Annotated in this window: 20 protein-coding genes; 5 read left to right on the top strand and 15 right to left on the bottom strand. The window is 51.7% G+C overall.

Translation table 11 applies throughout. From position 1 onward, the window contains the following. Positions 1-54 precede the first annotated feature (54 nt). Complete coding sequence (locus ACTUJZ_RS03930) at positions 55-270, bottom strand: PGPGW domain-containing protein (RefSeq protein WP_463634950.1); 216 nt, start codon at positions 268-270, stop codon at positions 55-57. Between the two features lie 204 nt (positions 271-474). On the opposite strand from ACTUJZ_RS03930, the gene ydiJ reads away from it, so the two are divergent. Continuing rightward, entirely contained in the window at positions 475-3,546 is a 3,072-nt protein-coding gene (ydiJ, locus tag ACTUJZ_RS03925) for a D-2-hydroxyglutarate dehydrogenase YdiJ (RefSeq protein WP_463634949.1), read from the top strand. Here ydiJ and ACTUJZ_RS03920 read toward each other — a convergent pair. The 7 genes from ACTUJZ_RS03920 to ACTUJZ_RS03890 form a co-directional block, all read right to left on the bottom strand. Continuing rightward, positions 3,515-3,991, bottom strand: a complete 477-nt coding sequence (locus ACTUJZ_RS03920; RefSeq protein WP_463634948.1) for a GNAT family N-acetyltransferase — start codon at positions 3,989-3,991, stop codon at positions 3,515-3,517. The two genes, ydiJ and ACTUJZ_RS03920, sit on opposite strands and share 32 nt — an antisense overlap. Before the next feature lie 30 nt (positions 3,992-4,021). After that, positions 4,022-5,164 (bottom strand): JmjC domain-containing protein, encoded by a 1,143-nt coding sequence (locus ACTUJZ_RS03915; RefSeq protein ID WP_463634947.1) that lies wholly within the window; start codon positions 5,162-5,164, stop codon positions 4,022-4,024. Between the two features lie 43 nt (positions 5,165-5,207). After that, complete coding sequence (locus ACTUJZ_RS03910; protein WP_463634946.1) at positions 5,208-5,741, bottom strand: adenylate/guanylate cyclase domain-containing protein; 534 nt, start codon at positions 5,739-5,741, stop codon at positions 5,208-5,210. Positions 5,742-6,006: 265 nt separating this feature from the next. After that, entirely contained in the window at positions 6,007-7,383 is a 1,377-nt protein-coding gene (gene purB / locus ACTUJZ_RS03905; protein WP_463634945.1) for an adenylosuccinate lyase, read from the bottom strand. A gap of 11 nt (positions 7,384-7,394) precedes the next feature. Beyond that, positions 7,395-8,024, bottom strand: coding sequence for a high frequency lysogenization protein HflD (gene hflD / locus ACTUJZ_RS03900; protein WP_463634944.1), 630 nt, complete (start codon positions 8,022-8,024; stop codon positions 7,395-7,397). Beyond that, positions 8,024-9,148, bottom strand: a complete 1,125-nt coding sequence (mnmA, locus tag ACTUJZ_RS03895) for a tRNA 2-thiouridine(34) synthase MnmA (protein ID WP_463634943.1) — start codon at positions 9,146-9,148, stop codon at positions 8,024-8,026. The genes hflD and mnmA overlap by 1 nt, the downstream gene beginning before the upstream one ends. 107 nt (positions 9,149-9,255) lie before the next feature. After that, entirely contained in the window at positions 9,256-9,807 is a 552-nt protein-coding gene (locus tag ACTUJZ_RS03890; protein WP_463634942.1) for a pseudouridine synthase, read from the bottom strand. 404 nt (positions 9,808-10,211) lie between these two features. On the opposite strand from ACTUJZ_RS03890, the gene ACTUJZ_RS03885 reads away from it, so the two are divergent. After that, positions 10,212-12,434: an NADP-dependent isocitrate dehydrogenase gene (locus tag ACTUJZ_RS03885; protein ID WP_463634941.1), complete on the top strand. Its 2,223-nt coding sequence runs from the start codon at positions 10,212-10,214 to the stop codon at positions 12,432-12,434. A 264-nt stretch (positions 12,435-12,698) separates the two neighbouring features. Here ACTUJZ_RS03885 and cspD read toward each other — a convergent pair whose 3' ends face one another. After that, positions 12,699-12,917: a cold shock domain-containing protein CspD gene (cspD, locus tag ACTUJZ_RS03880; protein WP_463634940.1), complete on the bottom strand. Its 219-nt coding sequence runs from the start codon at positions 12,915-12,917 to the stop codon at positions 12,699-12,701. 204 nt (positions 12,918-13,121) lie between these two features. On the opposite strand from cspD, the gene clpS reads away from it, so the two are divergent. After that, the gene (gene clpS, locus ACTUJZ_RS03875; RefSeq protein ID WP_463634939.1) at positions 13,122-13,442 is read left to right on the top strand and encodes an ATP-dependent Clp protease adapter ClpS; all 321 of its coding nucleotides are present in this window, start codon (positions 13,122-13,124) and stop codon (positions 13,440-13,442) included. Positions 13,443-13,467: 25 nt separating this feature from the next. Next, positions 13,468-15,747 carry an ATP-dependent Clp protease ATP-binding subunit ClpA gene (gene clpA / locus ACTUJZ_RS03870; protein ID WP_463634938.1) on the top strand — a complete coding sequence of 760 codons (2,280 nt, stop codon included), beginning with the start codon at positions 13,468-13,470 and terminating at the stop codon, positions 15,745-15,747. A 121-nt stretch (positions 15,748-15,868) separates the two neighbouring features. Here the strand turns inward: clpA and infA are convergent, their stop codons facing one another. The 4 genes from infA to trxB all read right to left on the bottom strand — a co-directional run bounded on the left by infA (position 15,869) and on the right by trxB (position 19,036). Next, positions 15,869-16,087 carry a translation initiation factor IF-1 gene (gene infA / locus ACTUJZ_RS03865; protein WP_108567227.1) on the bottom strand — a complete coding sequence of 73 codons (219 nt, stop codon included), beginning with the start codon at positions 16,085-16,087 and terminating at the stop codon, positions 15,869-15,871. Between the two features lie 78 nt (positions 16,088-16,165). Next, positions 16,166-16,873, bottom strand: a complete 708-nt coding sequence (locus tag ACTUJZ_RS03860) for an arginyltransferase (protein WP_463634937.1) — start codon at positions 16,871-16,873, stop codon at positions 16,166-16,168. Beyond that, on the bottom strand, positions 16,870-17,628 hold the full coding sequence (aat, locus tag ACTUJZ_RS03855; protein ID WP_463634936.1) for a leucyl/phenylalanyl-tRNA--protein transferase: 759 nt from the start codon (positions 17,626-17,628) through the stop codon (positions 16,870-16,872). Before aat ends, ACTUJZ_RS03860 begins: the two co-directional genes overlap by 4 nt. Before the next feature lie 442 nt (positions 17,629-18,070). Further along, positions 18,071-19,036, bottom strand: a complete 966-nt coding sequence (trxB, locus tag ACTUJZ_RS03850) for a thioredoxin-disulfide reductase (RefSeq protein WP_463634935.1) — start codon at positions 19,034-19,036, stop codon at positions 18,071-18,073. A 253-nt stretch (positions 19,037-19,289) separates the two neighbouring features. Between trxB and yfbV the strand changes: the two genes are divergently transcribed. Beyond that, positions 19,290-19,739, top strand: a complete 450-nt coding sequence (yfbV, locus tag ACTUJZ_RS03845; RefSeq protein WP_463634934.1) for a terminus macrodomain insulation protein YfbV — start codon at positions 19,290-19,292, stop codon at positions 19,737-19,739. 132 nt (positions 19,740-19,871) lie between these two features. On the opposite strand, the gene ACTUJZ_RS03840 is transcribed toward yfbV, so the two are convergent. Both ACTUJZ_RS03840 and sppA read right to left on the bottom strand, forming a co-directional pair. After that, positions 19,872-20,396 carry a SprT family zinc-dependent metalloprotease gene (locus tag ACTUJZ_RS03840; RefSeq protein WP_463634933.1) on the bottom strand — a complete coding sequence of 175 codons (525 nt, stop codon included), beginning with the start codon at positions 20,394-20,396 and terminating at the stop codon, positions 19,872-19,874. Further along, positions 20,381-22,243 (bottom strand): signal peptide peptidase SppA, encoded by a 1,863-nt coding sequence (gene sppA, locus ACTUJZ_RS03835; protein ID WP_463634932.1) that lies wholly within the window; start codon positions 22,241-22,243, stop codon positions 20,381-20,383. Before sppA ends, ACTUJZ_RS03840 begins: the two co-directional genes overlap by 16 nt. Between the last annotated feature and the right edge of the window lie 22 nt (positions 22,244-22,265).

The raw sequence follows: 22,265 nt of genomic DNA, 5'->3' as shown, positions 1-22,265 counted from the left end.
ATCGCTTATAGGGTGTTGATGCTGATCACAACCTATATCAACGTAGGTAACGTCTTAGCGCAGTTTACGTTTGAGCAAATACAAATCAATACGCCGTGCACTGCGAGTCATGCTGCCCTGGCAGAATTTCAGCCAACCGCGCGCTCGCGGCCAGTCGTAGCTAAGCAGCACCAGGCCGCCCAGTAAAACAAAAATAGAGCCAGGTAACAGGGTAAAAATGATGCCACTGGCCACCAACAAGGCGCCGAATGTCAGGCGAATCGATTTCATAGCACATCCTGGATGGAATTTAGATGCTTAAAGCATAATGACTTTTTAGTCGGCGTCCAGCATAGCGATGTAAAAATCTGTGTCAGGCAAGCCGATTCAGCGTATCGGTCAGATCGATCGGTACATGAAATCGCTGTAATTGGCCTAGAGCATGATGGCGCACACGCGTATAATAAACCCAAACCAAGCCCGGGAGTTAAGTTCTTGAAATTGCCACGCATTGACCCTCAAAACAGCCCTGCTAAGCCGTATCAGGCGTTTTTGCATGCGCTGGAACGCTCGACCTTTACCGGCGATGTGGAATACACCTATGCCAGCCGGATGGCCGTGGCCACCGATAACTCGGTGTACCAAAAAATCCCGCAGGCAGTGGTATTACCGCGTTCAACTGAAGATTTGCAATGCCTGGGCGAACTGGCCAATCAGCATCCACAGGTCAAATTCTCTGCCCGTGGCGGCGGCACCGGCACCAACGGACAAAGCCTGACCGACGGCATTGTGGTGGATGTGTCCCGGCACATGACTAAAGTGCTGGAGCTAAATGTTGAGCAGGGCTGGGTACGGGTGCAAACCGGGCTGGTAAAAGATGCCTTAAATGATGTGCTGCGCCCCCACGGATTTTTCTTTTCGCCGGATCTGTCCACCAGTAACCGTGCGACCATCGGTGGTATGGTCAATACCGACGCCTCCGGCCAGGGCTCGCTTAAATACGGCAAAACCAGTGACAATGTGCTAGGTCTGACCACGGTACTGGCCAATGGTGAAAAACTGATGACCCGGCCGATGCCAGTGGATGAAGCCAAGCGGTTGGCTAATGGCAGCGATACGCTTAGCCGCATCACCCGTCAGGTGCTGGCCACCTGTATTGGCTATCGCGAGCAGATCATAGAAAAATTCCCGCGCATGAATCGCTTTTTAACCGGTTATGATTTGGAACATGCCTATGACGAAGCTGGCCAGACCATTGATATCACTCGTCTGATCACCGGTTCGGAAGGCTCGCTGGGGTTTGTTGCCGAAGCTACCCTGGCCATCACGCCAATTCCAAAACACACCGCGCTGGTCAATATCAAATACGACAGCTTTGAAGCGGCGCTGCGCCATGCCCCTAAAATGATTGAAGCTGACGCTACCTCGGTGGAAACTGTGGACAGCAAGGTGCTGAATCTGGCCAAAACCGACATCATCTGGCATTCCATTTCCGATCTAATCACCGATGTTCCGGATAAAACCCTGCTGGGCCTGAACATGGTGGAGTACAACAGTACCGACAAGGCGGACATCGAGTCAAAGATTGAGCAGCTGGAAGCGTCGCTTAATGCGGCCATTGAGGCCGGCGATAGCGGGGTGATTGGCTATCAGCTGACCTACGACACAGCCGATATCAAAAAGATTTACGCCATGCGTAAAAAAGCGGTGGGCTTACTGGGCAAAAGTGATGGCCCGCAAAAGCCCATCGCTTTTGCCGAGGATACCGCTGTACCGCCCGCGAATCTGGCCGATTTTATTTTGGAATTTCGCGCGTTGCTGGACCGCCACGGCCTGCACTATGGCATGTTTGGCCATGTGGATGCCGGGGTGCTGCATGTGCGCCCGACGCTGGATTTATGCGACCCGGAACAAGAAGCCCTGATGCACCAAATCTCTGATGAAGTGGTGGCGCTGGTGGCCAAATATGGCGGCTTGATGTGGGGGGAGCACGGCAAAGGCTATCGCAGTGAATATGGCCCGGCCTTTTTTGGGGAGGTGCTATTTAGCGAACTGCGCAAAATTAAACATGCTTTTGACCCGTTTAACAAAATGAACCCGGGCAAGATCTGCACGCCGCTGGGCAGCGACGATGAACTGGTGAAGGTGTCAGATACCAAACGCGCCACCTATGACCGAACCATTCCAATCCAGTTTAAAGAAACTTTCAAGCCTGCCATGAATTGTAATGGCAACGGTTTATGTTTTAACTACGAGCCGACGTCGCCCATGTGTCCGTCGAGCAAAATTACCCAGGACCGGCGGCACAGCCCGAAAGGCCGCGCCGGTCTCATACGTGAGTGGTTGCGCTTGCTGGCGGCCCAGGGGATCGAGGATGCCCAGCTGCAGGCTAAACAATTTAAAACCTCCTGGCTCAGCCGCTGGCGCAACAGTCAGTCCGGCGAGGCTGATTTTTCTCATGAGGTATTTGAGGCCATGGAAGGGTGTCTGGCCTGTAAATCTTGCACCAGCCAGTGCCCCATCAATGTAGATGTGCCGGATTTTCGCGCACGCTTTTTATCCTTGTATTATCAGCGCTACGCCCGGCCAGCCAAAGATTTTCTGGTGGCCAATATCGAGCAAATGGCGCCGCGTATGGCGCGTTTCCCGCGCTTGATCAACGCAGTCTTGCGCCGCAGCTGGATGAACAAACTGCTGGAAAAAACCGTCGGTTATGTAGATACGCCGCTGCTGTCTGCACCTGCCTTGCCGCAGCGCCTGCCAACAGCAACCCGCACCTTTGACTTGGCCGAAATGCAAAATCTGTCTGTACAAGAGCGAGCGCGCCAAGTGCTGATTGTGCAGGATCCGTTTACCAGCTTTTATGATGCTCAGGTGGTGGCGGATTTTGCCGCGCTGATTGGTAAGCTGGGTTATACCCCGGTACTACTGCCATTTCACCCCAACGGCAAACCTGAGCATGTAAAAGGCTTTTTAGATAAGTTTGCCGTAACTGCGCAAAACACAGCCGATTTTTTAAATCAGGTGCACGCGCTGGGTATGCCAATGGTAGGCGTGGATGCGTCGCTGGTGCTGTGCTATCGCGATGAGTACACCAAAGCATTAGGCGCGCAGCGCGGCGAATTTTGTGTGCACACTGTGCATGAATGGCTGGCGCAGGTACCTGAAAGCGCCTTTGTGCCTGTAGCCGGGGCAGACAGCCGGTCGCTAGCTTTGTTTGCCCATTGCACCGAAAAAACCGCGTTGCCGGGTACAGAAAAAATCTGGCAGTCGTTGTTTGGCCGGTTGGGTGTAAAGATGGACATTGTGGCAGTGGGCTGTTGTGGTATGGCTGGTACCTACGGCCATGAAGCCAGTCAAAAAGACAAGTCACTGGGCATTTATAATTTGTCGTGGGAGCAGGCGGTAGGCCGCTATCCACCAGAAGAGGTCATGGCCACGGGTTATTCGTGCCGTAGCCAGGTCAAACGTATTGACGGCTTTAAACCCGCGCACCCGCTGCAGACGCTGCTCAGCTTGTTAGAGCAGGCACCAGCTAGTGCAGATGATTCACATCGGGCAGCTTAAATTGCGCCAGCGGGCAGCTCATGGGTTGGCGGGCAATGCCCGCTTCCATAAAAGCAGGGCCACTACAGGTGAAGCCTAAGCTTTCATGGTGACTGACACTGGTTAGGTCGCAATTCATAGTGAGGGTGGCAATATTCAGTGAGTGCGCCAGGGTGACCAGCGCACCAAACAACTGTTTATACACTTGCAGATTTCGGTAGCCCAATCGAATCGCTACACGGCCAATTTCGCCATTGAGGGTGAGGCGGGCGGTGGCTACGGCTTTTTGCTCGGCATTGCTAATAATGATGTGCACGGCATTTTTGTCTTCATCATCAAACTCGGCCTCGCGGGGCAATTGCCACTCCAGTACAAATACCTGTTCCCGCAGTTCAATCAACCGCTGACTGGCACTTTGCCAATCGACCTGTTCGATAAAAAACGCCATTGCCGTGCCCGCATTCATGGTGAAGCATCCTCTGCAAAAGAATTCGGCTTACACCAAGGAAGGTCCAACTAATTCCCAATAGCCCTTGTTTACAAGTTTAGCGAAAAGTTCAAAAATTGTACAGTTGTCATTGTGCTCGGCAATCAATGAGTTAGTTAACGGCGCACCCTCTAGGAGCGTTATCACCAACAAGGCATGTTCCTGAGGGGCACAAAACGCCTCTCCATTAACAAAAAACTGCAACGGATCGGTGTTGGCACTTAAAAACAGCGGTCGGCAGCCGGGGCTGCGAAGCACTTCAGCGCCCTGTGCGAGATGCTCTGCCAGGCTGGCCGCTGTTTCAATCTGATCTGGCGGATTATCCGGCAGGTGCTGCTCGCTGAGCATTCTGGCCAGGGTGCGTGGCCATTGTTCCGACTGCACGGTGGCCAGTAACAGTTGTGTCAGGCGGCCGATTTCGGCTTTGTCCAGTGCCGCTTTGGCTGCCGGGCGCTGGCGATGGGGATCGCTAAACCGGGTGCTGACCATATCAGGTTCTTCAAATATCGCCGGTAACACCTGCGCCAGTTGCTCCTGATCAGGCGCGCGAAAGCCCACTGAATACGTCATGCCAGCCTCGACGGTAACACCATCATGGGGCCAGCCCGGCGGAATATACAAAATATCACCCGGCTCAAGCACCACGTCCAGCACCGGTTCAAACGGCGCTACTTGTGCCAGTCCCGGGTGCGGGCTGACTTTATCATGCTCGCCGGGTTGGCCAACCTGCCAGTGGCGCCGGCCCTGGCCCTGTACCAAAAAGACATCGTAAGCATCCAGATGCGGGCCTACGCCGGCACCGGGCACCGCGTAGCTCACCATTAAATCGTCCATGCGCCAGTAGGGTAAAAATGCAAAGGCTTCCATCAGCTCGCTGGCGTCTGGCAAATACCGGTCAACGCCTTGGACCAGCAAGGTCCACTGGCCCTGGCAAACCTCATCAAAATCATCAAACGGGCCATGATGCAGTGCCCATTGCTTGTTTTGGTGGCTGATGATGCGGCTATCCACATCCGGGTCCTGGCTTAAGCCTGCCAGATCATGCTCATCCAGCAAATCGGCAAAACCGGGTAGCGCCTGGCGGATTACCAGCGGGCGTTGTTGCCAGTAATTGGCTAAAAAATCGGTAATATCAAGGCCGTGTAGTTGCACAAAGAAATCCTTGGTAGTTGCAATACGCGCAGTATACCTATTGTTACCCGGCAGGGGGCAAAAGAATCCAACTGCCCGCCGGGCCGGGCCTTACTGCCAGCGGTGCTTTGCCGGGGTTGGCGGACAACAGGCTGGCGGTAGTCGCACAAACCAGTGGCTGACCAGGCTGACTGGCCCGTTGCAGGCGGGCAGCAGTGATAACCGTCTGACCGTAAATATCTGCCGCCGGCGCACCGCGCGTAAAGTGGCGAGCGACTACCGGGCCACAAGCAATGCCAATGCGAATTTGCATGGCCGCCTTGGAAAAGCCCGGTAACGCGCTGACCACTTCCATAATCTGGCTGGCAAACAGGCAAAGCTGGCGGGCGCTTTGTTCGTCGCCGCTAGACGACCCGCTGGTGCTTAAACCAGCCAGCGCCATATATTCATCACCGTTGGTTTTGAGCGGTTGCACCTGGTGCTTACTGGCTAAGGCATTACAGCGCCGGTAGAACTCATGCAGCAATCGGGTACAAGCCAAATCGCCCAGGCGGGCATTGAGCTGGGTGTATTGATGCAAATCGGCGAATAGCACCATCGCGCGAGGCCAAGGGCACAAATATCCTGCGGATGAAAGGTATGGTGGTAAGCGTAGTGCAGAGTGAGGCTGTTGAATGGGAGGGGGATCACATTGGCGAGGCCGGGCAGCGCTCAGCCACGATGCCAGCCGGCGCAGCCAGCTATTCAGTTCGGATCGTAAAGTGGGTAGGGCAGGTAGCATTGTGCATTCCTTGCAGCCATAAAAAAAGGGTGTCCGCCGCAGGCACACACCCTTTTGTAACCGCTTGTCAGGGGCGGACTATTCAGGCCTTTAGCAGCTCGTCTACCAATCGGGTAGCATCGCCAATATACGTGGCCGGTGACAGTTGCTTCAACTCGTCTTTAGCACTGTTTGGCATATCCAGATCGTCAATGAAAGCCGCAATGGCTTCGGCATTGACTTTTTTGCCACGGGTCAGCTCTTTCAGTTTTTCATACGGCTTTTCGATGCCATAGCGGCGCATTACTGTCTGGATCGGCTCTGCCAACAGCTCCCAGTTGGCATCCAGTTCCTGGCGCAGGCTGGCTTCATTAACTTCCAGCTTGCTGATACCTTTGAGGCTGGCCTGATAGGCGATAACCGCATAGCCTACGCCAACACCCAGGTTACGCAGTACGGTAGAGTCCGTCAGATCGCGCTGCCAGCGCGAGATAGGTAGCTTGCTGGCCAGATGGTCAAAAATCGCATTAGCCAGGCCCAGGTTGCCTTCAGAGTTTTCAAAGTCAATGGGGTTAACTTTGTGCGGCATGGTGGACGAACCGATTTCGCCGGCTACGGTTTTTTGTTTGAAATGGCCCAGCGCAATATAGCCCCACACATCGCGATCAAAATCAATCAGGATGGTATTAAAGCGCGACACCGCATCAAACAGTTCAGCAATATAATCATGCGGCTCGATTTGAGTGGTAAAAGCATTCCAGCTTAAGCCCAAACCGGTCACAAACTGCTCAGACACCTCATGCCAGTCTACATTGGGATAAGCACTCAGATGGGCATTGTAGTTGCCCACCGCGCCGTTAATTTTACCCAGCAATGATACAGCAGCAATTTGCTCTCGCTGGCGGCGCAGACGCACAACTACATTGGCCATCTCTTTACCCATGGTGGTAGGCGAAGCTGGCTGTCCGTGGGTGCGGGCCATCATGGGCACACTGCGGTTTTCTTTGGCCAGGCGCGTGATTTCAGCGATGATTTTATCGCAGTAAGGCAACAAGACCTCTTCACGGGCAGCGCGTAGCATCAACCCGTGTGACAGATTGTTGATATCTTCTGAAGTACAGGCAAAGTGGATAAACTCGGTTACCGCCTGCAGTTCGCTGTTATCGGCCACCTGTTCTTTTAAAAAGTATTCCACGGCTTTCACGTCGTGGTTGGTGGTGCGCTCAATCTCTTTGATACGCTGAGCATCTTCCACGGAAAAATTGGCCACGATTGCGCCCAGGCGGGCGTTTGACTGCTCGCTAAAAGCCGGTACTTCGCTGATCTGGTCTTGCTGTGACAGCATTTGCAACCAGCGTACTTCTACCTCGACACGGTACTTAAGCAAACCGTATTCACTAAAAATACCGCGCAATGCTTCACTTTTGCTGGCATAACGTCCGTCGACCGGGGAAATAGCGGTTAACTGAGTCAGTTCCACCTTGATGCTCCTCAACTAGTAATTAACTTCAGTGCCTGACTAGCACTGTCTACAATACGTTTACGGTTAAACAAAATCTGACGGCGGCGACCACCCATCTGGCGCCACATCACCGCAGCTCGCACGCCGGCCAAAAGCAGCGCGCGTACACGCTGTTGATTAACCGGTTGGCGCAGATGATCCGGGTTGCCGGCCACCTGAATGCGCGGGGCCAGCGGGCTGACTACGTCCGAATAAATGCTGGCCAGTGAACCGACAATCTGCTGATTTTCAAAACTGACATGGGCCAGCTGACGCTGCACATGGGTAATGCGTTTGCCCAGCTCGGCCATGGCATCGGGCTTTTTCGCCAGCTTACGTTCCAGGCCCAGGATCCCAGCAATGTAGCGGGTTAGTTCAGTATCCTTGGTGGTGGATTTGTCCGACAACTGGGCCAGCAGCGTTTGGTAGCCGATTTTGACATTATTCAAACTGCCAAAGACCTGCTGTGCGCTATCCGGCTCGGTGACCAGAATACTGGATAAGCTGGCCTCGTAGGCATTTTCATCGACCCGACCATCGCGGGCCACCTGTTTGACCAGTGCAGCGGCCTGGCACACACCAGCCAGTGCCAGATAATTTTCAATAGATTCGTCGAGCATCAGCGAATATAACTCTCAATGATGGCGCCGCCCAGGCATACTTCATCTTGGTAAAACACCGCAGACTGTCCGGGTGTAACCGCTTTTTGCGGTTCATCAAACGTCACAGTCAGTTCATCATCACCACTGGGGGTGACCGTACAGAGGATATCTGCCTGGCGGTAGCGGGTTTTGACCGTAGCGCGGATAGGGCCGGTCAGTGGCTGACGGCTGACCCAATGGATCTGATTGGCCACCAGGCCAGTGGAATACAGGCGTGGATGGTCGGCGCCCTGGCCGACAATCAACACATTACGCGCCACATCTTTATCCACCACATACCAGGGGTCGTCACCAAATTCGGCCAGGCCGCCAATGTGCAAGCCTTTGCGCTGGCCCAGAGTGTGATACATCAGGCCCTCGTGGGTGCCGATGACCTGACCCTCGACGGTTTCGATATCGCCAGGCTGGGCCGGCAGATAGCGGGCCAGAAAATCTTTAAATTTGCGTTCGCCAATAAAACAAATGCCGGTAGAATCTTTTTTGTCGGCGGTGACCAGGCCTTGCTCTTCGGCAATTTCCCGCACCCGCGGCTTTTCTATATCGCCCACCGGGAACAGGGTTTTTGCAACATGCTGCGCACTTAAGGTGTACAAGAAGTAGCTTTGGTCTTTGTTGTTATCCAGACCACGCAACATCTGCCATTGGCCATCGTGCAGACGACGCTGTACATAGTGGCCGGTGGCAATAAAATCCGCGCCCAGATCTTCGGCGGCAAACTCTAAGAAGGCTTTGAATTTAATTTCTTTGTTGCACATGATATCCGGGTTAGGCGTACGCCCGGCTTTGTATTCAGCGAGAAAATACTCAAACACATTGTCCCAGTATTCCGCGGCAAAATTGATGGTGTGCAAATGGATGCCCAGTTTGTCGGCCACAGCCTGTGCGTCGGCTAAATCTTCGGCTGCCGCACAATATTCATCATCGTCATCTTCTTCCCAGTTTTTCATAAACAGGCCTTCTACCTGATAGCCCTGCTGTTTAAGCAGGTAGGCAGAAACGGATGAATCGACACCGCCGGACATCCCGACGATCACTTTTTGCTGGGCAGGGGTAGGTTCGGTCACCGGATTCTCTGTACTCATAATCTGTGTGTATTTGAAGGTCGCGGATTCTATCAAAATTTACCGTCTAAAGCACGGCTTTCACGTCTTCGGGTAGGTGGTGGCCGGCCTGGTGAATTTCAACCGGTTTACAAGGTAAATTGCAGGTAGTCACCATTGGCAATGCCGTCCAGCGTCCAGCTGCCCACCCGATAGCGGACCAGGCGCAGAGTAGGAAAGCCCACATGAGCGGTCATCCGCCGCACTTGCCGGTTACGCCCTTCACTGATGGTAATCTGAAGCCAGGAGGTAGGAATATGCTGACGAAAGCGTACCGGCGGATTGCGCGGCCATAACTCTGGCTCGGCCATGCGCTGGATCTTAGCCGGTGCGGTCATGCCATCTTTTAATTCGACGCCTTCGCATAGCCGCGCGATGGCTTCATCGGTCACCTCGCCCTCGACCTGGGCATAGTAGGTTTTGCTGGTTTTAGCTTTCGGGTTGGCCAGCTTGTGCTGCAGCTTGCCGTCATTGGTCAGTACCAGCAGGCCTTCGGAATCCCGGTCCAGCCTCCCGGCAGCGTACACCCCGGGAACATCGATAAAGTCTTTTAGTGTGGCGCGGCCTTCGCCGTCGGTAAACTGGGATAATACATTGAAAGGTTTATTAAATAACACCACCTGGGTGGGCGTTATGGCCATGGGGATCTCCTGATTGCTGCAAGGCACCTAGGATAACAAAATTTGACTAAGGGGGAGAAAAGCTAATGCTGAATACCGCAATAAAAGACAGTCAGGGAGTCTGGACAGCCAGGCTTACACCCGGGCCAAATGATCCGCCTGTGTGCGACAATGGTATGACTTGTAACTAAAATATTCGTCCCTATACTACTAGACGGCACGGATATCCCCGTGAGCGCGGCATGCTTTACCTATCTTCATGATTTTGCACACGCTATTTAGCAAATTGTGCGGCCGCTGCTCATATACGTTAAAAAAATTAAATGTGCCTGACGATGCATGGATAGACTGGCGGCAAGCGTTCGCCGGTTGTATGCAATCAACGGATTAATACGGTACTTTTACCGCAAACATTGAGGTATATAATGACCAAAGCCAAGTCGACGATCGTCTATACCAAAACTGACGAAGCGCCTATGCTGGCGACTTATTCTCTGCTTCCTATTATCGAAAAATTTGCCGGCGCGGCTGGTATCGATATTGAGCTGAGCGACATTTCTCTGGCCGCCCGCATTCTGGCAAATTTCTCCGATTACCTGAGCGAAGAGCAACAGGTGCCAGATGCTCTGGCAGAACTTGGCGAGCTGACGCAAGATCCTAACGCAAACATTATCAAGCTGCCAAATATCAGTGCTTCGATTCCGCAATTGCGTGCCACTATCAAAGAACTGCGTAGTCAGGGCTTTGAGGTTCCTGAATTCCCGAATGACCCGAAAAACGATGAAGAAAAAGCCATTCGTGAACGCTATGGCAAGGTGCTGGGCAGTGCGGTAAACCCGGTACTGCGTGAAGGTAACTCTGACCGTCGTGCGCCCAAAGCGGTGAAAAACTATGCCCGCAAATACCCGCATTCTATGGGTGAGTGGAGCCAGGCTTCACGTTCTCACGTTGCACACATGCGCGGCGGCGATTTTTTCTCTAGCGAAAAATCCATGACTATGGACCAGGACGGCCCGGTATCCATTGAATTCACCGACAAGCAGGGCAATAAAAAGACCTTAAAACCTAAGGTAGATCTGCTGGCCGGTGAAGTGATCGATGGCATGTTCATGAGCAAAAAAGCCCTGTGTGCCTTTTTTGAAGAACAAATTGAAGACGCCAAAAACAATAATGTGCTGTTTTCCCTGCACGTAAAAGCCACCATGATGAAGGTTTCGCACCCCATCGTGTTTGGCCACTGTGTCAAAGTGTTCTATAAAGAGCTGTTTGATAAGTACGGCGATTTGTTCGATGAGCTGGGTGTTAATCCGAATAACGGCCTGGGCAGTGTGTATGACAACATTGAAAGCCTGCCGGAATCACAACGCTCTGAGATCGAGCGTGATATCAACGCTTGCTATGGTAACCGCCCCCCAATTGCCATGGTCAATTCAGACAAAGGGATCTCAAACCTGCATGTCCCCAGCGATGTTATCGTCGATGCATCCATGCCGGCCATGATCCGTAATTCTGGACAAATGTGGGGACCGGATGGCAAGGCGCACGACACCAAGGCTGTAATCCCGGAGAGTACCTACGCCACCATCTACCAGGAAGTCATCAACTTCTGTAAAACTCATGGTGCGTTTGACCCAACCACTATGGGAACAGTGCCCAACGTAGGCCTGATGGCACAAAAAGCCGAAGAGTATGGTTCACACGACAAAACCTTTGAAGTGGAAGCCGATGGCACCGTGCAGATCGTGGACCAAAACGGCAAGGTTCTGATTGAGCACCAGGTAGAAGAAGGTGATATCTGGCGCATGTGCCAAACCAAAGATGCGCCTATCCAGGATTGGGTAAAATTGGCGGTGACCCGTGCGCGTCAATCTGGCATGCCAGCAGTGTTCTGGTTAGACGATGAACGTGCCCACGATGCACAGCTGATTGAAAAAGTGCAGCGCTATCTGGCCGAGCACGACACTAACGGCCTGGATATTCAAATCATGTCGCCGGTTCGCGCGATCCGTTATAGCATGGAACGGGCTATCCGCGGCCTGGACACCATCTCGGTGACTGGTAACGTACTGCGTGACTATCTGACCGACCTGTTCCCGATCCTGGAGCTAGGCACCAGTGCCAAGATGCTTTCTATCGTGCCGCTGATGGCCGGTGGTGGTCTGTATGAAACAGGCGCTGGTGGCTCTGCCCCTAAACATGTGCAGCAATTTGTCGAAGAAGGTCACCTGCGCTGGGACTCACTGGGCGAATTCTTAGCTCTGGCGGTATCACTGGAAGATGTGGCGCTGAAGCATGGCAATGAGCGCGCTAAGATCCTTGGACAGGCGCTGGATACAGCCACTGAAAATCTGCTGAATAACGGTAAATCACCGAAGCGTAAAGCCGGTGAACTGGACAACCGTGGCAGCCATGTGTGGCTGGCGCTGTACTGGGCACAGGAAGTCGCCAAGCAGACCACAGACAGCGAGCTGGCAGCACAGTTTAAAGATGTGGCTGAGCAGCTTGAAGCCAAGATGGACAAAATTTTGGAAGAAATTGACGCCACTCAGGGCAAGCCGCAGGATATTGGCGGTTACTACTACCCGGATGCAAAGAAAGTCTACAATGCCATGTCACCAAGCAAAACATTGCATGAAATTTTAGGCTAAATCATCACAAGTTGATGGCAAAAACCCGGCAAATGCCGGGTTTTTTTATGCTTGTACAGCGCAAATTAAAGGCAGGATAGGCTGCGTAACAAAGTCTTGTATAACAAGCAAGGCGGCGTAAATGCGTCAAATCTAGACTACATCAACGCAAATGGCAGCGGTTTAAATAAACTTAATAAAAACAGGGAGGGGAGTTTTGGCCATAAAAAAGGCCCTTGCCGGTGATGCCGGAAAAAGCCCTTTTGTGCTGAACGTACGTGGGTGTTAGCGTTCTGGCTCGTCCACCAGGCCAATGTTCTCAGCGTGCAGGCCTTTAGGACCCTGCTGCACATCAAACGTTACTTCCTGGCCCGCTTTCAACGAACGGTAACCTTCCATCTGGATAGTGGAATAGTGCGCGAATATGTCTTCACCGCCTTCTTGAGGCACAATGAATCCAAAACCCTTTGCGTTGTTAAACCACTTTACTTTACCAACCGCCATACTTCGACTTCCTCTTAATCCTTGAACTCACACAGTAATGCCCCCACAATAGCTTGTAGAGGCAAGGGCACTTTCATGCGTCACTTCATGAAGGTACATTCAAAACTGTAGATATTTTAACCACTCAATGTCAAGCGTAAATTGAAGAATTAATCTACGACAAAAAATTCTGCGTAATATACGCTTAAGCACTATCCTATTACTATGAGCAAAGACAACGCGATCAGTATTGAAAAAGAAAAACTACGAGATGCGCAGCGTAAAAAAACGCAGCCGCCGCCAATGTATAAAGTGTTGTTAAACAACGATGATTACACGCCGATGGACTTCGTGGTCGAAGTACTCATGCGATTTTTTAACTTGGATGCTGAGAAGGCCAATCAACTTATGCTGACCGTGCATTATCAGGGCAAAGCGATATGCGGCATCTTCACTGCCGAAATTGCTGAAACGAAAGTGATGCAGGTCAACCAATATGCACGTAAGAATCAACATCCGCTGATGTGCACAATGGAACAGGCGTAAGTATTCAACTGTAGGGGCGAGCAATATGTTGAACAAAGAATTAGAGCAAACGTTAAATGAAGCGTTCGTGTTTGCCAGAGAGCATCGGCACGAATTTATGACGGTTGAGCATTTGCTGCTGGCATTAATGGACAATTCATCAGCGCAGGAAGCCCTGAAAGCCTGTGGCGCCAACATCGACAACATCAAAAGCGAACTGATTGAGTTTGTTAAAGACACCACTCCCCTGATTCTGGAAGAGCAGATTGGTGAGCGCGAAACTCAGCCCACCCTGGGCTTCCAGCGAGTATTACAGCGAGCTGTGTTTCATGTGCAATCTTCTGGTAAAGACGAAGTTACCGGCGCCAATGTGCTGGTGGCAATTTTCAGTGAACAAGAGTCACAGGCGGTCTACATCCTGAAAAAGGCTGATGTCACCCGTCTTGATGTGGTGAATTTTATTTCCCACGGTGTCAGTAAAGCCGAAGATGAAGACGGTAGCGTCGGCAGCGATTCGGTGGAAGAAGCCGGTGAGGGTGAGGAAGGTGGCTCGGCGCTGAGTAAATATGCAACCGACCTGAACCGCCATGCCAAAGACGGCAAGATTGACCCGCTGATTGGCCGTGATGCTGAACTGGAGCGCACCATCCAAATCTTGTGCCGCCGGCGTAAAAATAATCCACTGCTGGTGGGTGAGGCCGGCGTAGGAAAAACTGCCATCGCAGAAGGCCTGGCTTATCGAATCGTCAATGATGATGTGCCTGAGGTGATTGCCGAAAGCACTGTTTACTCACTGGATTTGGGCGGCTTGCTGGCCGGAACCAAATACCGGGGTGATTTTGAAAAACGCTTAAAAGCGATTTTGAAAGAATTGAGCCGTGACGAGCATGCGATTTTATTCATCGATGAGATCCATACCATCATCGGTGCTGGTGCCGCATCTGGTGGGGTGATGGATGCCTCGAACCTGCTTAAACCTAAGTTGAGCAGTGGTGAATTGCGGTGTATTGGTTCCACCACCTTTCAGGAATATCAGAGCATTTTTGAAAAAGATCGCGCTTTGGCGCGTCGTTTCCAGAAAGTGGATGTGACTGAGCCAAGTGTCAGTGATACCACCAAGATCCTGTTGGGCCTGAAAAACCGGTATGAAGAGCACCACAGCGTACGGTTCACGCAAAAAGCGTTGCAGGCGGCTGCTGAGCTGTCTGCCAAGTACATCAATGAACGGCATTTGCCGGATAAAGCCATTGATGTGATGGATGAAGCCGGTGCCAGCCAGCGCTTGTTGCCACAGTCTAAGCGTAAAAAAACCATCAATGTGCAGGATATTGAACAGATCATCGCCAAGATGGCGCGGATCCCGGAAAAATCAGTCTCTGCTTCAGATAAAGAGATCCTGAAAAATCTGAATCGCGACCTGAAAATGATGGTATTCGGCCAGGATCAGGCGATTGAGTCGCTCACCGATGCCATTCACTTGTCGCGCTCCGGGCTGGGCAGTGAAGAAAAACCTATTGGCAGCTTTATGTTTGCCGGCCCTACCGGGGTAGGTAAAACTGAGGTTACCCAACAGCTGGCCAAAATAATGGGTGTGGAGCTGGTGCGCTTTGACATGTCAGAGTACATGGAGCGCCACGCAGTGAGCCGCCTGATTGGCGCACCTCCTGGCTACGTGGGTTTTGATCAGGGTGGGTTGCTGACCGACGCGGTGATCAAAAACCCCTATTCGGTAGTGCTGCTGGATGAAATTGAAAAAGCTCATAGCGACATCTACAACATTTTGTTGCAGGTGATGGACCATGGCACCCTGACTGATAACAATGGCCGCAAGGTAGACTTCCGCAATGTGGTGCTGGTGATGACCACCAACGCCGGTGTGCAGGAAACAGTTCGCAAGTCTATTGGCTTTAAACAACAGGATCATAGCCACGATGCGCTAAGTGAAATCAACAAGGTGTTTTCGCCGGAGTTTCGTAACCGCTTAGATGCCATCATCTGGTTTAACCATCTGGAAAGCGATGTCATCTTGCAGGTCGTGGATAAGTTCATCATCGAACTGCAGGCGCAGCTGGATGTGAAAGGGGTATCACTGGAAGTGACCGCAGAAGCGCGTGCGTACCTGGCTGAGAAAGGTTATGACCGCTCGATGGGGGCACGGCCCATGGCACGTTTGATCAAAGATGAGATCAAGAAAGAACTGGCTAATGAATTATTATTTGGTGAGTTAAGCAAAGGCGGTAACGTAAAAGTGACGCTGGAGAATAACAAGCTGACGTTTCAGTTCTCCGGGGTCGAATCGCAAAGTGAAGAAGCTGAGTCCAATTAATCGAGCAAGGCCGAGTCCGGTGCCCGTGCAAATATTGCCGGGCTCGGGTTCTTGCCAAACCAAACCATAAAAAACCCGGCTAATAGCCGGGTTTTTTTATTAAGATTCTTACTTACTGATATTATCTTGCGCGATACACAATACGGCCTTTAGTCAGGTCGTAAGGTGTCATCTCAACCGTGACTTTGTCACCGGTCAGAATACGGATATAGTTTTTGCGCATTTTTCCAGAGATATGCGCTGTTACCACGTGACCATTTTCCAGTTCTACGCGGAACATTGTGTTAGGAAGGGTATCAAGTACCACACCTTCCATTTCAATAGAATCTTCTTTTGCCATGTATAGCAGTTACCTCAGTAAGTCAATTTTTGCCGCGCAGACCTTAACCAATCTACCCGGCTATGTAAAGGTTAAACATTAACTTTTATCGAAACGTAGCCATTCGTTCTTACAAAATCGCTCATTTGGATAAAATTTACTTTTATAGTTCATTTTGTTGCAGCCGTCTATTTGATAACCCAGATAAACATAGGGCTTACCATTTCTCTGCGCATGGGCGATTTGCTGCAATATCATCCAGGTACCCAGTGACAGGTGATGCAACTCGGGCGCATAAAAGGTGTACAAGGCAGAATAAGCCTGATGCAGCTCACCGCTGTCAATATCATCGGTGACCGCCACCGCAACCAGCGTATCGCCGGCGTAGGCTTCGATAAACACCGGCGGCTTCCAGGCACAGCAGACAAAACTATCAAACTGCCGACGACTAGGCGGATACATTGTACCATCCGAGTGGCGGTTTGTAATATAGCGTTCATACAAGGGGTAATATTCGTCGCTAGGCTGGGTGGCCAGAACCGAATGCAAATGCTGATTACGGCTCAAAATACGTTTTTGACTACGTGATGGGGAAAATTCATCCACCAGAATACGAATGGACTGGCAGGCCTGACATTGTGGGCAATGAGGCCGATAGATTTGTTCACCGCTGCGCCGAAAACCGGCCTGGACCAGCTGGCCGTATCGCCAGGCATAATTTTGGTCCTGCTCGGCAAACACTAGCAGTTGTTCATGTTCACCGGGCAGATAGCTACAATCAAAGGTCTGAGTAATACCAAATTTCATGGCGTGATAACCTGCTGCTGCCAACATTGGCGATAAGCCGACAATATAGCGCCCTGGCTATCCAGCGTCTGATTATGTTGCCGCAAGCGGGCGATAAATTCTGACCGGCTGACGGTAACAGCGCCTAAACTGGCCAAATGGTCGGTGGGCATCTGGCAATCAATAAAAGCAAGCTGATGCTGTTGCATGTGCTTTACCAGCGCGTACATAGCAAGCTTAGACGTATTTGGCGCTTTATGAAACATCGACTCGCCACAAAATATTTCGCCCACAGCCACGCCATACAGGCCGCCCTGAAGGGTTTGACTGTCATCCCATACCTCCACCGAATGGGCCAGGCCAAAGCGGTGTAAGGCTTTATAGGCATCCAGCATTTGAGCGGTTATCCAGGTGGCACTGCTTTCCTCAGCTTCCTCGCCGGCGCTGCGCACCATCCGCGGGCTGGTTGCGCAGGCTTCTATGACTACATCAAATGCCCGATTCACAGTTACCTGATAGTGCTGGCGTCGCACCAGCTTGGCCAGGCTTTTTGAACAGTGAAATTCATCCAGGTTAATGATGGCGCGCGGATCCGGGGACCACCACAGCAAGGGCTCACCCTCGCTAAACCAGGGAAAAATGCCCTTACTGTATGCTGACAACAATCGCGCCGGGGTCAGTGAGCCACCAAAGGCAAGCAGGCCATTGGGGTCGTCCAGCGCTTCAGTAACGGGCGGAAAAGGGGTGTGTTCTGTCAGGTAGGGCAGTTCAATCATAATGGCAAATAGCGCGCGTTCAATGTCGAATAGCTGTGTTTCCTCAATGATACTGTAATACGCACCAAAGACGCATCCGTGGCAACGATTTTTTCTAGTGGGTGGCCTGCTACCAGCTGGTGAATAACATCGGCGGAAAGAAAGGATCTATAAAAGGTTGGATAAAAGGGAAGCTAATCAGAGCAGATGATCTGGATGGGTGTCCATTTTGGGGTGGGTGTCCAGTTTGGGTTGGGTGTCCAGTTTGGGTGGGTGTCCTGTTTGGGGTGGGTGTCCTGTTTGAAGTGGGTGTCCTGTTTGGGGTGGGGGTCCTGTTTGGGGGGGGGCCAGTTTGAGGTGGGTGTCCAGTTTGGATTGGGTGTCCAGGTTGCCTGGCGGGGAATGGCTGCGGGCAAAAAAAACGGTGAGCCAGGCTCACCGTTTTTTTATTACACGAAAGTACTTACCACTGGTCGGCGTGGGCACCGTCGAGGTATTTTTCAGCATCCAGCGCAGCCATACAGCCAGTGCCGGCTGAAGTGATTGCCTGGCGGTAAACGTGGTCGCTGACGTCGCCGGCGGCGAACACACCTTCCACCGATGTTTGGGTGGCGTTACCCTGCAAGCCGCTGTTAACTACAATGTAGCCATCGCGCATTTCCAATTGGCCAGAGAAAATATCGGTGTTGGGCTTATGGCCGATGGCGATAAACAAGCCCATTACATCCAGTTCTTCTTTGGCATCGCTTTGGGTGTCGGCGATACGGATCTTAGTGACCCCCATCTCGTCGCCCAGCACTTCATCTAATGTGCGGTTCAGGTGAAGTACAACGTTGCCGTTTTCGGCTTTATCGCGCAGGCGCTGTTCCAGAATCTTTTCAGAGCGGAACGAATCACGACGGTGAATAACGTGCACCTCGGAGGCGATATTGGACAGATACAGCGCCTCTTCGACTGCTGTATTGCCGCCGCCGACAACCGCAACTTTCTGATTGCGATAGAAAAAGCCATCGCATGTTGCACAAGCCGATACGCCTTTGCCTTTAAAGGCTTCTTCAGACTCCAGGCCCAGATATTTAGCTGAAGCACCGGTGGCGATGATTAATGCATCGCAGGTATACGTCCCGGAATCGCCGTACAGGGTATAAGGACGCTTGCTCAGGTCAGTTTTGTTGATATGGTCAAACACGATTTCAGTGTTGAATTTTTCCGCGTGCTTTTGCATGCGGACCATCAGATCCGGGCCGGTCAGGCCTTCAGGATCGCCAGGCCAGTTTTCGACTTCGGTCGTGGTGGTCAACTGGCCGCCTTGCTGAATACCGGTTACCAAAACCGGATTGAGGTTTGCCCGAGCTGCATATACAGCAGCGGAATAACCTGCGGGGCCTGACCCCAAAATCATAAGGCGAACGTGTCTGGTCTCTGCCATTTTTATCTCCAATCAAAACCTGCTTAACAGGCTGAAAAATCTGTGACTGTGTTTATTTGGGCAAAATTTTTACATTCAATAGGAAGGGATGCAATGAGCCGCTTACATGAACATTTTTTCAATGGGGTTGCATCAGGGATTGAGCTATACTCTGACCAAAGGGGTATTATAAGAAAAGATTGCTGTTGTGACAGTCCTATTTGGCAGTGGCATGATTTTTTGTGGTTTTGATACCCAGCACAAGAGGTGAGTTATGTCACAATCTGTTCTGACATTATTCCGTGACGGGCAGCACTACATGCGTACCTGGCCGGTTAAAAAAGAATTATTTCCCCATTTTCCTGAGTGCCGGGTGATTAGCGCTACTCGCTTTGCCATTGCCACCATGCCGCCCGCGGCACTGGTCAGTTGTGCCATGCTGCTCAACACCCTGGGCATGGAGTACTTGCCGCAAACCATCGCCATCGGTGCATTTTTTCTAAGTTTACCCCTGCAGGGGCTGCTATGGCTAGGGCATCGTGCCAACCAGACTTTACCGCCGGCGTTGAAAAACTGGTACATGGAAATTCATGCCAGAATGCAGCAGGAAGGTTGTAAAGTGCAGCAACGCACCAGCCAGCCAAAATATCAGGAACTGGCTGCGTTACTCAAAGCCGCTTTTGACCAGCTGGACCGTGTGTTTACCCGCAGTTGGTTCGACTAGTCTTTTGTAATATAGGCAGATTGCCACTTTAATTTTTCGTAATCTGCCACGCCCTCACTCTCTTCAAGACTCAGCTAATGTTTACATAGTCTGACATAGTCAGCGGCCATTTTAGGCGGTAACCAATCAGATCTATGTAGCCTGTGGGCAGCGCTGCAACACTGACTTACAGCGCCGGCACTGATATTGCTGCTGTAGCCTGACCACTTTATTGTGGCGTCGCGCCGTCAATTCTACTGGGCCACACTGACACCTGTAGCGAAAAGTTTTTAGCGCCAGAGGCTCAAGGTCAAAATTGTGCGTAGTATCAGGGCGCACGCCAAAAATATGCTGCATCACCCATTGCCATTGCCGCCCATGGGGTGGAACCCGCCCATAATATTGATGCACTACAATATGGCTTACCTCGTGTGGTAATACCTCATCAAAAAATGCATCCCGATTGTGACAAAACAAGACCGGGTTAAGATTGATACGATTGGCTGTGAGGTTGGCAGTACCGGCATTTTTACCCGACCGGCGCCAGGTAAGCTGAGGCAGTAAAAAGGCGCTGTTAAGCGCCTCCTCTGCCTGGGCAAATAATGTCTGCATGCGCTCGCGCATGAGCAGTTGGTCAGCCTGGCTGACCAACTGTTGTTTACCTAGTGCACTTCGCATTGCAGGCACAGGACATACACGCCCATGGGATCATTGAGCTGGCGAATGCCCTGGTACTGGCTGACCAGGTCTTTAACCATGCTCATCAGCGGGCTGTTGCTGCCACCAAATTCCATTTTGATACCCCAGGCTACGGCCTGGCCAAAGAATTCACGCCAGAACAGCTCTTGTGGACTTAATTTGTGCTTTTCATAGTAGCTGTCATATTTTTCCAGCCCGGCCAGGTCTGCAGCGGCATCAATAGCAGCATCTAAATCGCCCAGTTCATCCACCAGACCCAGCTCTTTGGCTTTGCTGCCGATCCATACCCGGCCCTGAGCAATTTCATCCACCTTGGCAGCGCTCATGCCACGATTTTCGCCTACCATATTGATGAACCGCTGATAGCTGCTTTCCACATTGCGCTGCAAAATATCTCCAAAGCGCGGGTCCAGTTCACGGGTAGGGGACAAGCCGGCAATCTCGGTGGATGCTACTCCATCGCTGGCCACCCCGATATAATCCAGAGAATTTTCATAGGTCATAAACATACCAAATACGCCGATGGAGCCAGTGATGGTGCTGGGTGAGGCATAAATTTTGTCAGCCGGGGCCGAGATCCAGTAGCCACCAGAGGCTGCGTAGGTCGACATTGAGGCTACCACCGGCTTACCCGCCGCCTGCAATTCCAATACTTCCTGGCGGATCACTTCAGAGGCAAACGATGAACCTCCCGGTGAGTCAACCTGCAATACCACTGCTTTGACATCCGGGTTCATGCGGGCCTGACGTAGCAGACGCGCTGTGCTGTCACCGCCGATGGTGCCAGGCTTTTGTTCGCCATCCAGAATCTGGCCTTTGGCTACTACTATAGCCACCTGGTCGCCATTAGAGGTACGTTCAGGCAGAGGTGGGTTGATGACCTTCATGTAAGTATTAAAAGTTGTCAGATTAACGCCTAGTTCTGAATCATCCCGGCCTACCAGCTCCGCCAGTTCCTCGCGGATATCAGTCCGGGTTTTCAGTGCATCCACCCAGCCGTTGGCCAATGCGTAGTGGGCAAAATCACCGTCAGCAGCATTGAACTTTTCCACCAGGGTATCAAGATCTTCATCAAAGCGGCTCATAGGAATGCCGCGGGCGGCTGCCACATCCTGCTTATACTGCTGCCAGTAGGCATCGAGCCACTCGCGGTTAGCTTCTTTGGCTGCATCAGACATATCGTTGCGTAAAAATGGTTCTACCGCAGACTTGTAGGTGCCGACCCGGAAGATATGCGTGGTAATTTTGAGTTTTTCCAGCATGTCTTTGAAGTACAAACCATATCGGCCATACCCTTCCAGCAGCAGCGCACCCATCGGGTTTAAATAGATATGGTCTGCATGGGCGGCAAGATAGTATTGGTTCTGACCAAAATAATCACCCACCGCATACACCGGCTTCCCCGAGGTTTTAAAATCCGCGATGGCTTCGCTAACCTGGCGCAATTTGTCCAGACCGCCGCCTTCGAATTCAGAAAAGTCCAGTACCAGCGCCTGTAGGCGATTGTCTTCTTTGGCATTACGCAGCACTTTTTCCACATCGCGCACCAGAATTTCCGGATTTTCCGGTTCATCACCAAAGGCTTCCTGCATAAATTGTTCAAACGGATCCACCGCTTCTTTTTCAATTACCAGCCGGCCTTTGAGGTTCATGTATAAGGCACTGCCAGGCTTGACCGTGATCGGATCTTTGTCCGCGGTCAGACCAATAATGATAACCACCAGTAAAAAGATGAAAATGATGTTGAAAAAAAGCTTTCTACAAAAATTCAGGACCGTCCAAAGCCCTACAAATAACGACTTCGTCCAGCTTCCATTTGCTGCCATAACTTATACTACCTCTAGATGA

It is taken from the genome of Alteromonas sp. WD8-37 (genome assembly GCF_055326825.1).
Note: the sequence above shows the minus strand (reverse complement) of the source record. Positions and strands in the feature narration are given on the sequence as shown.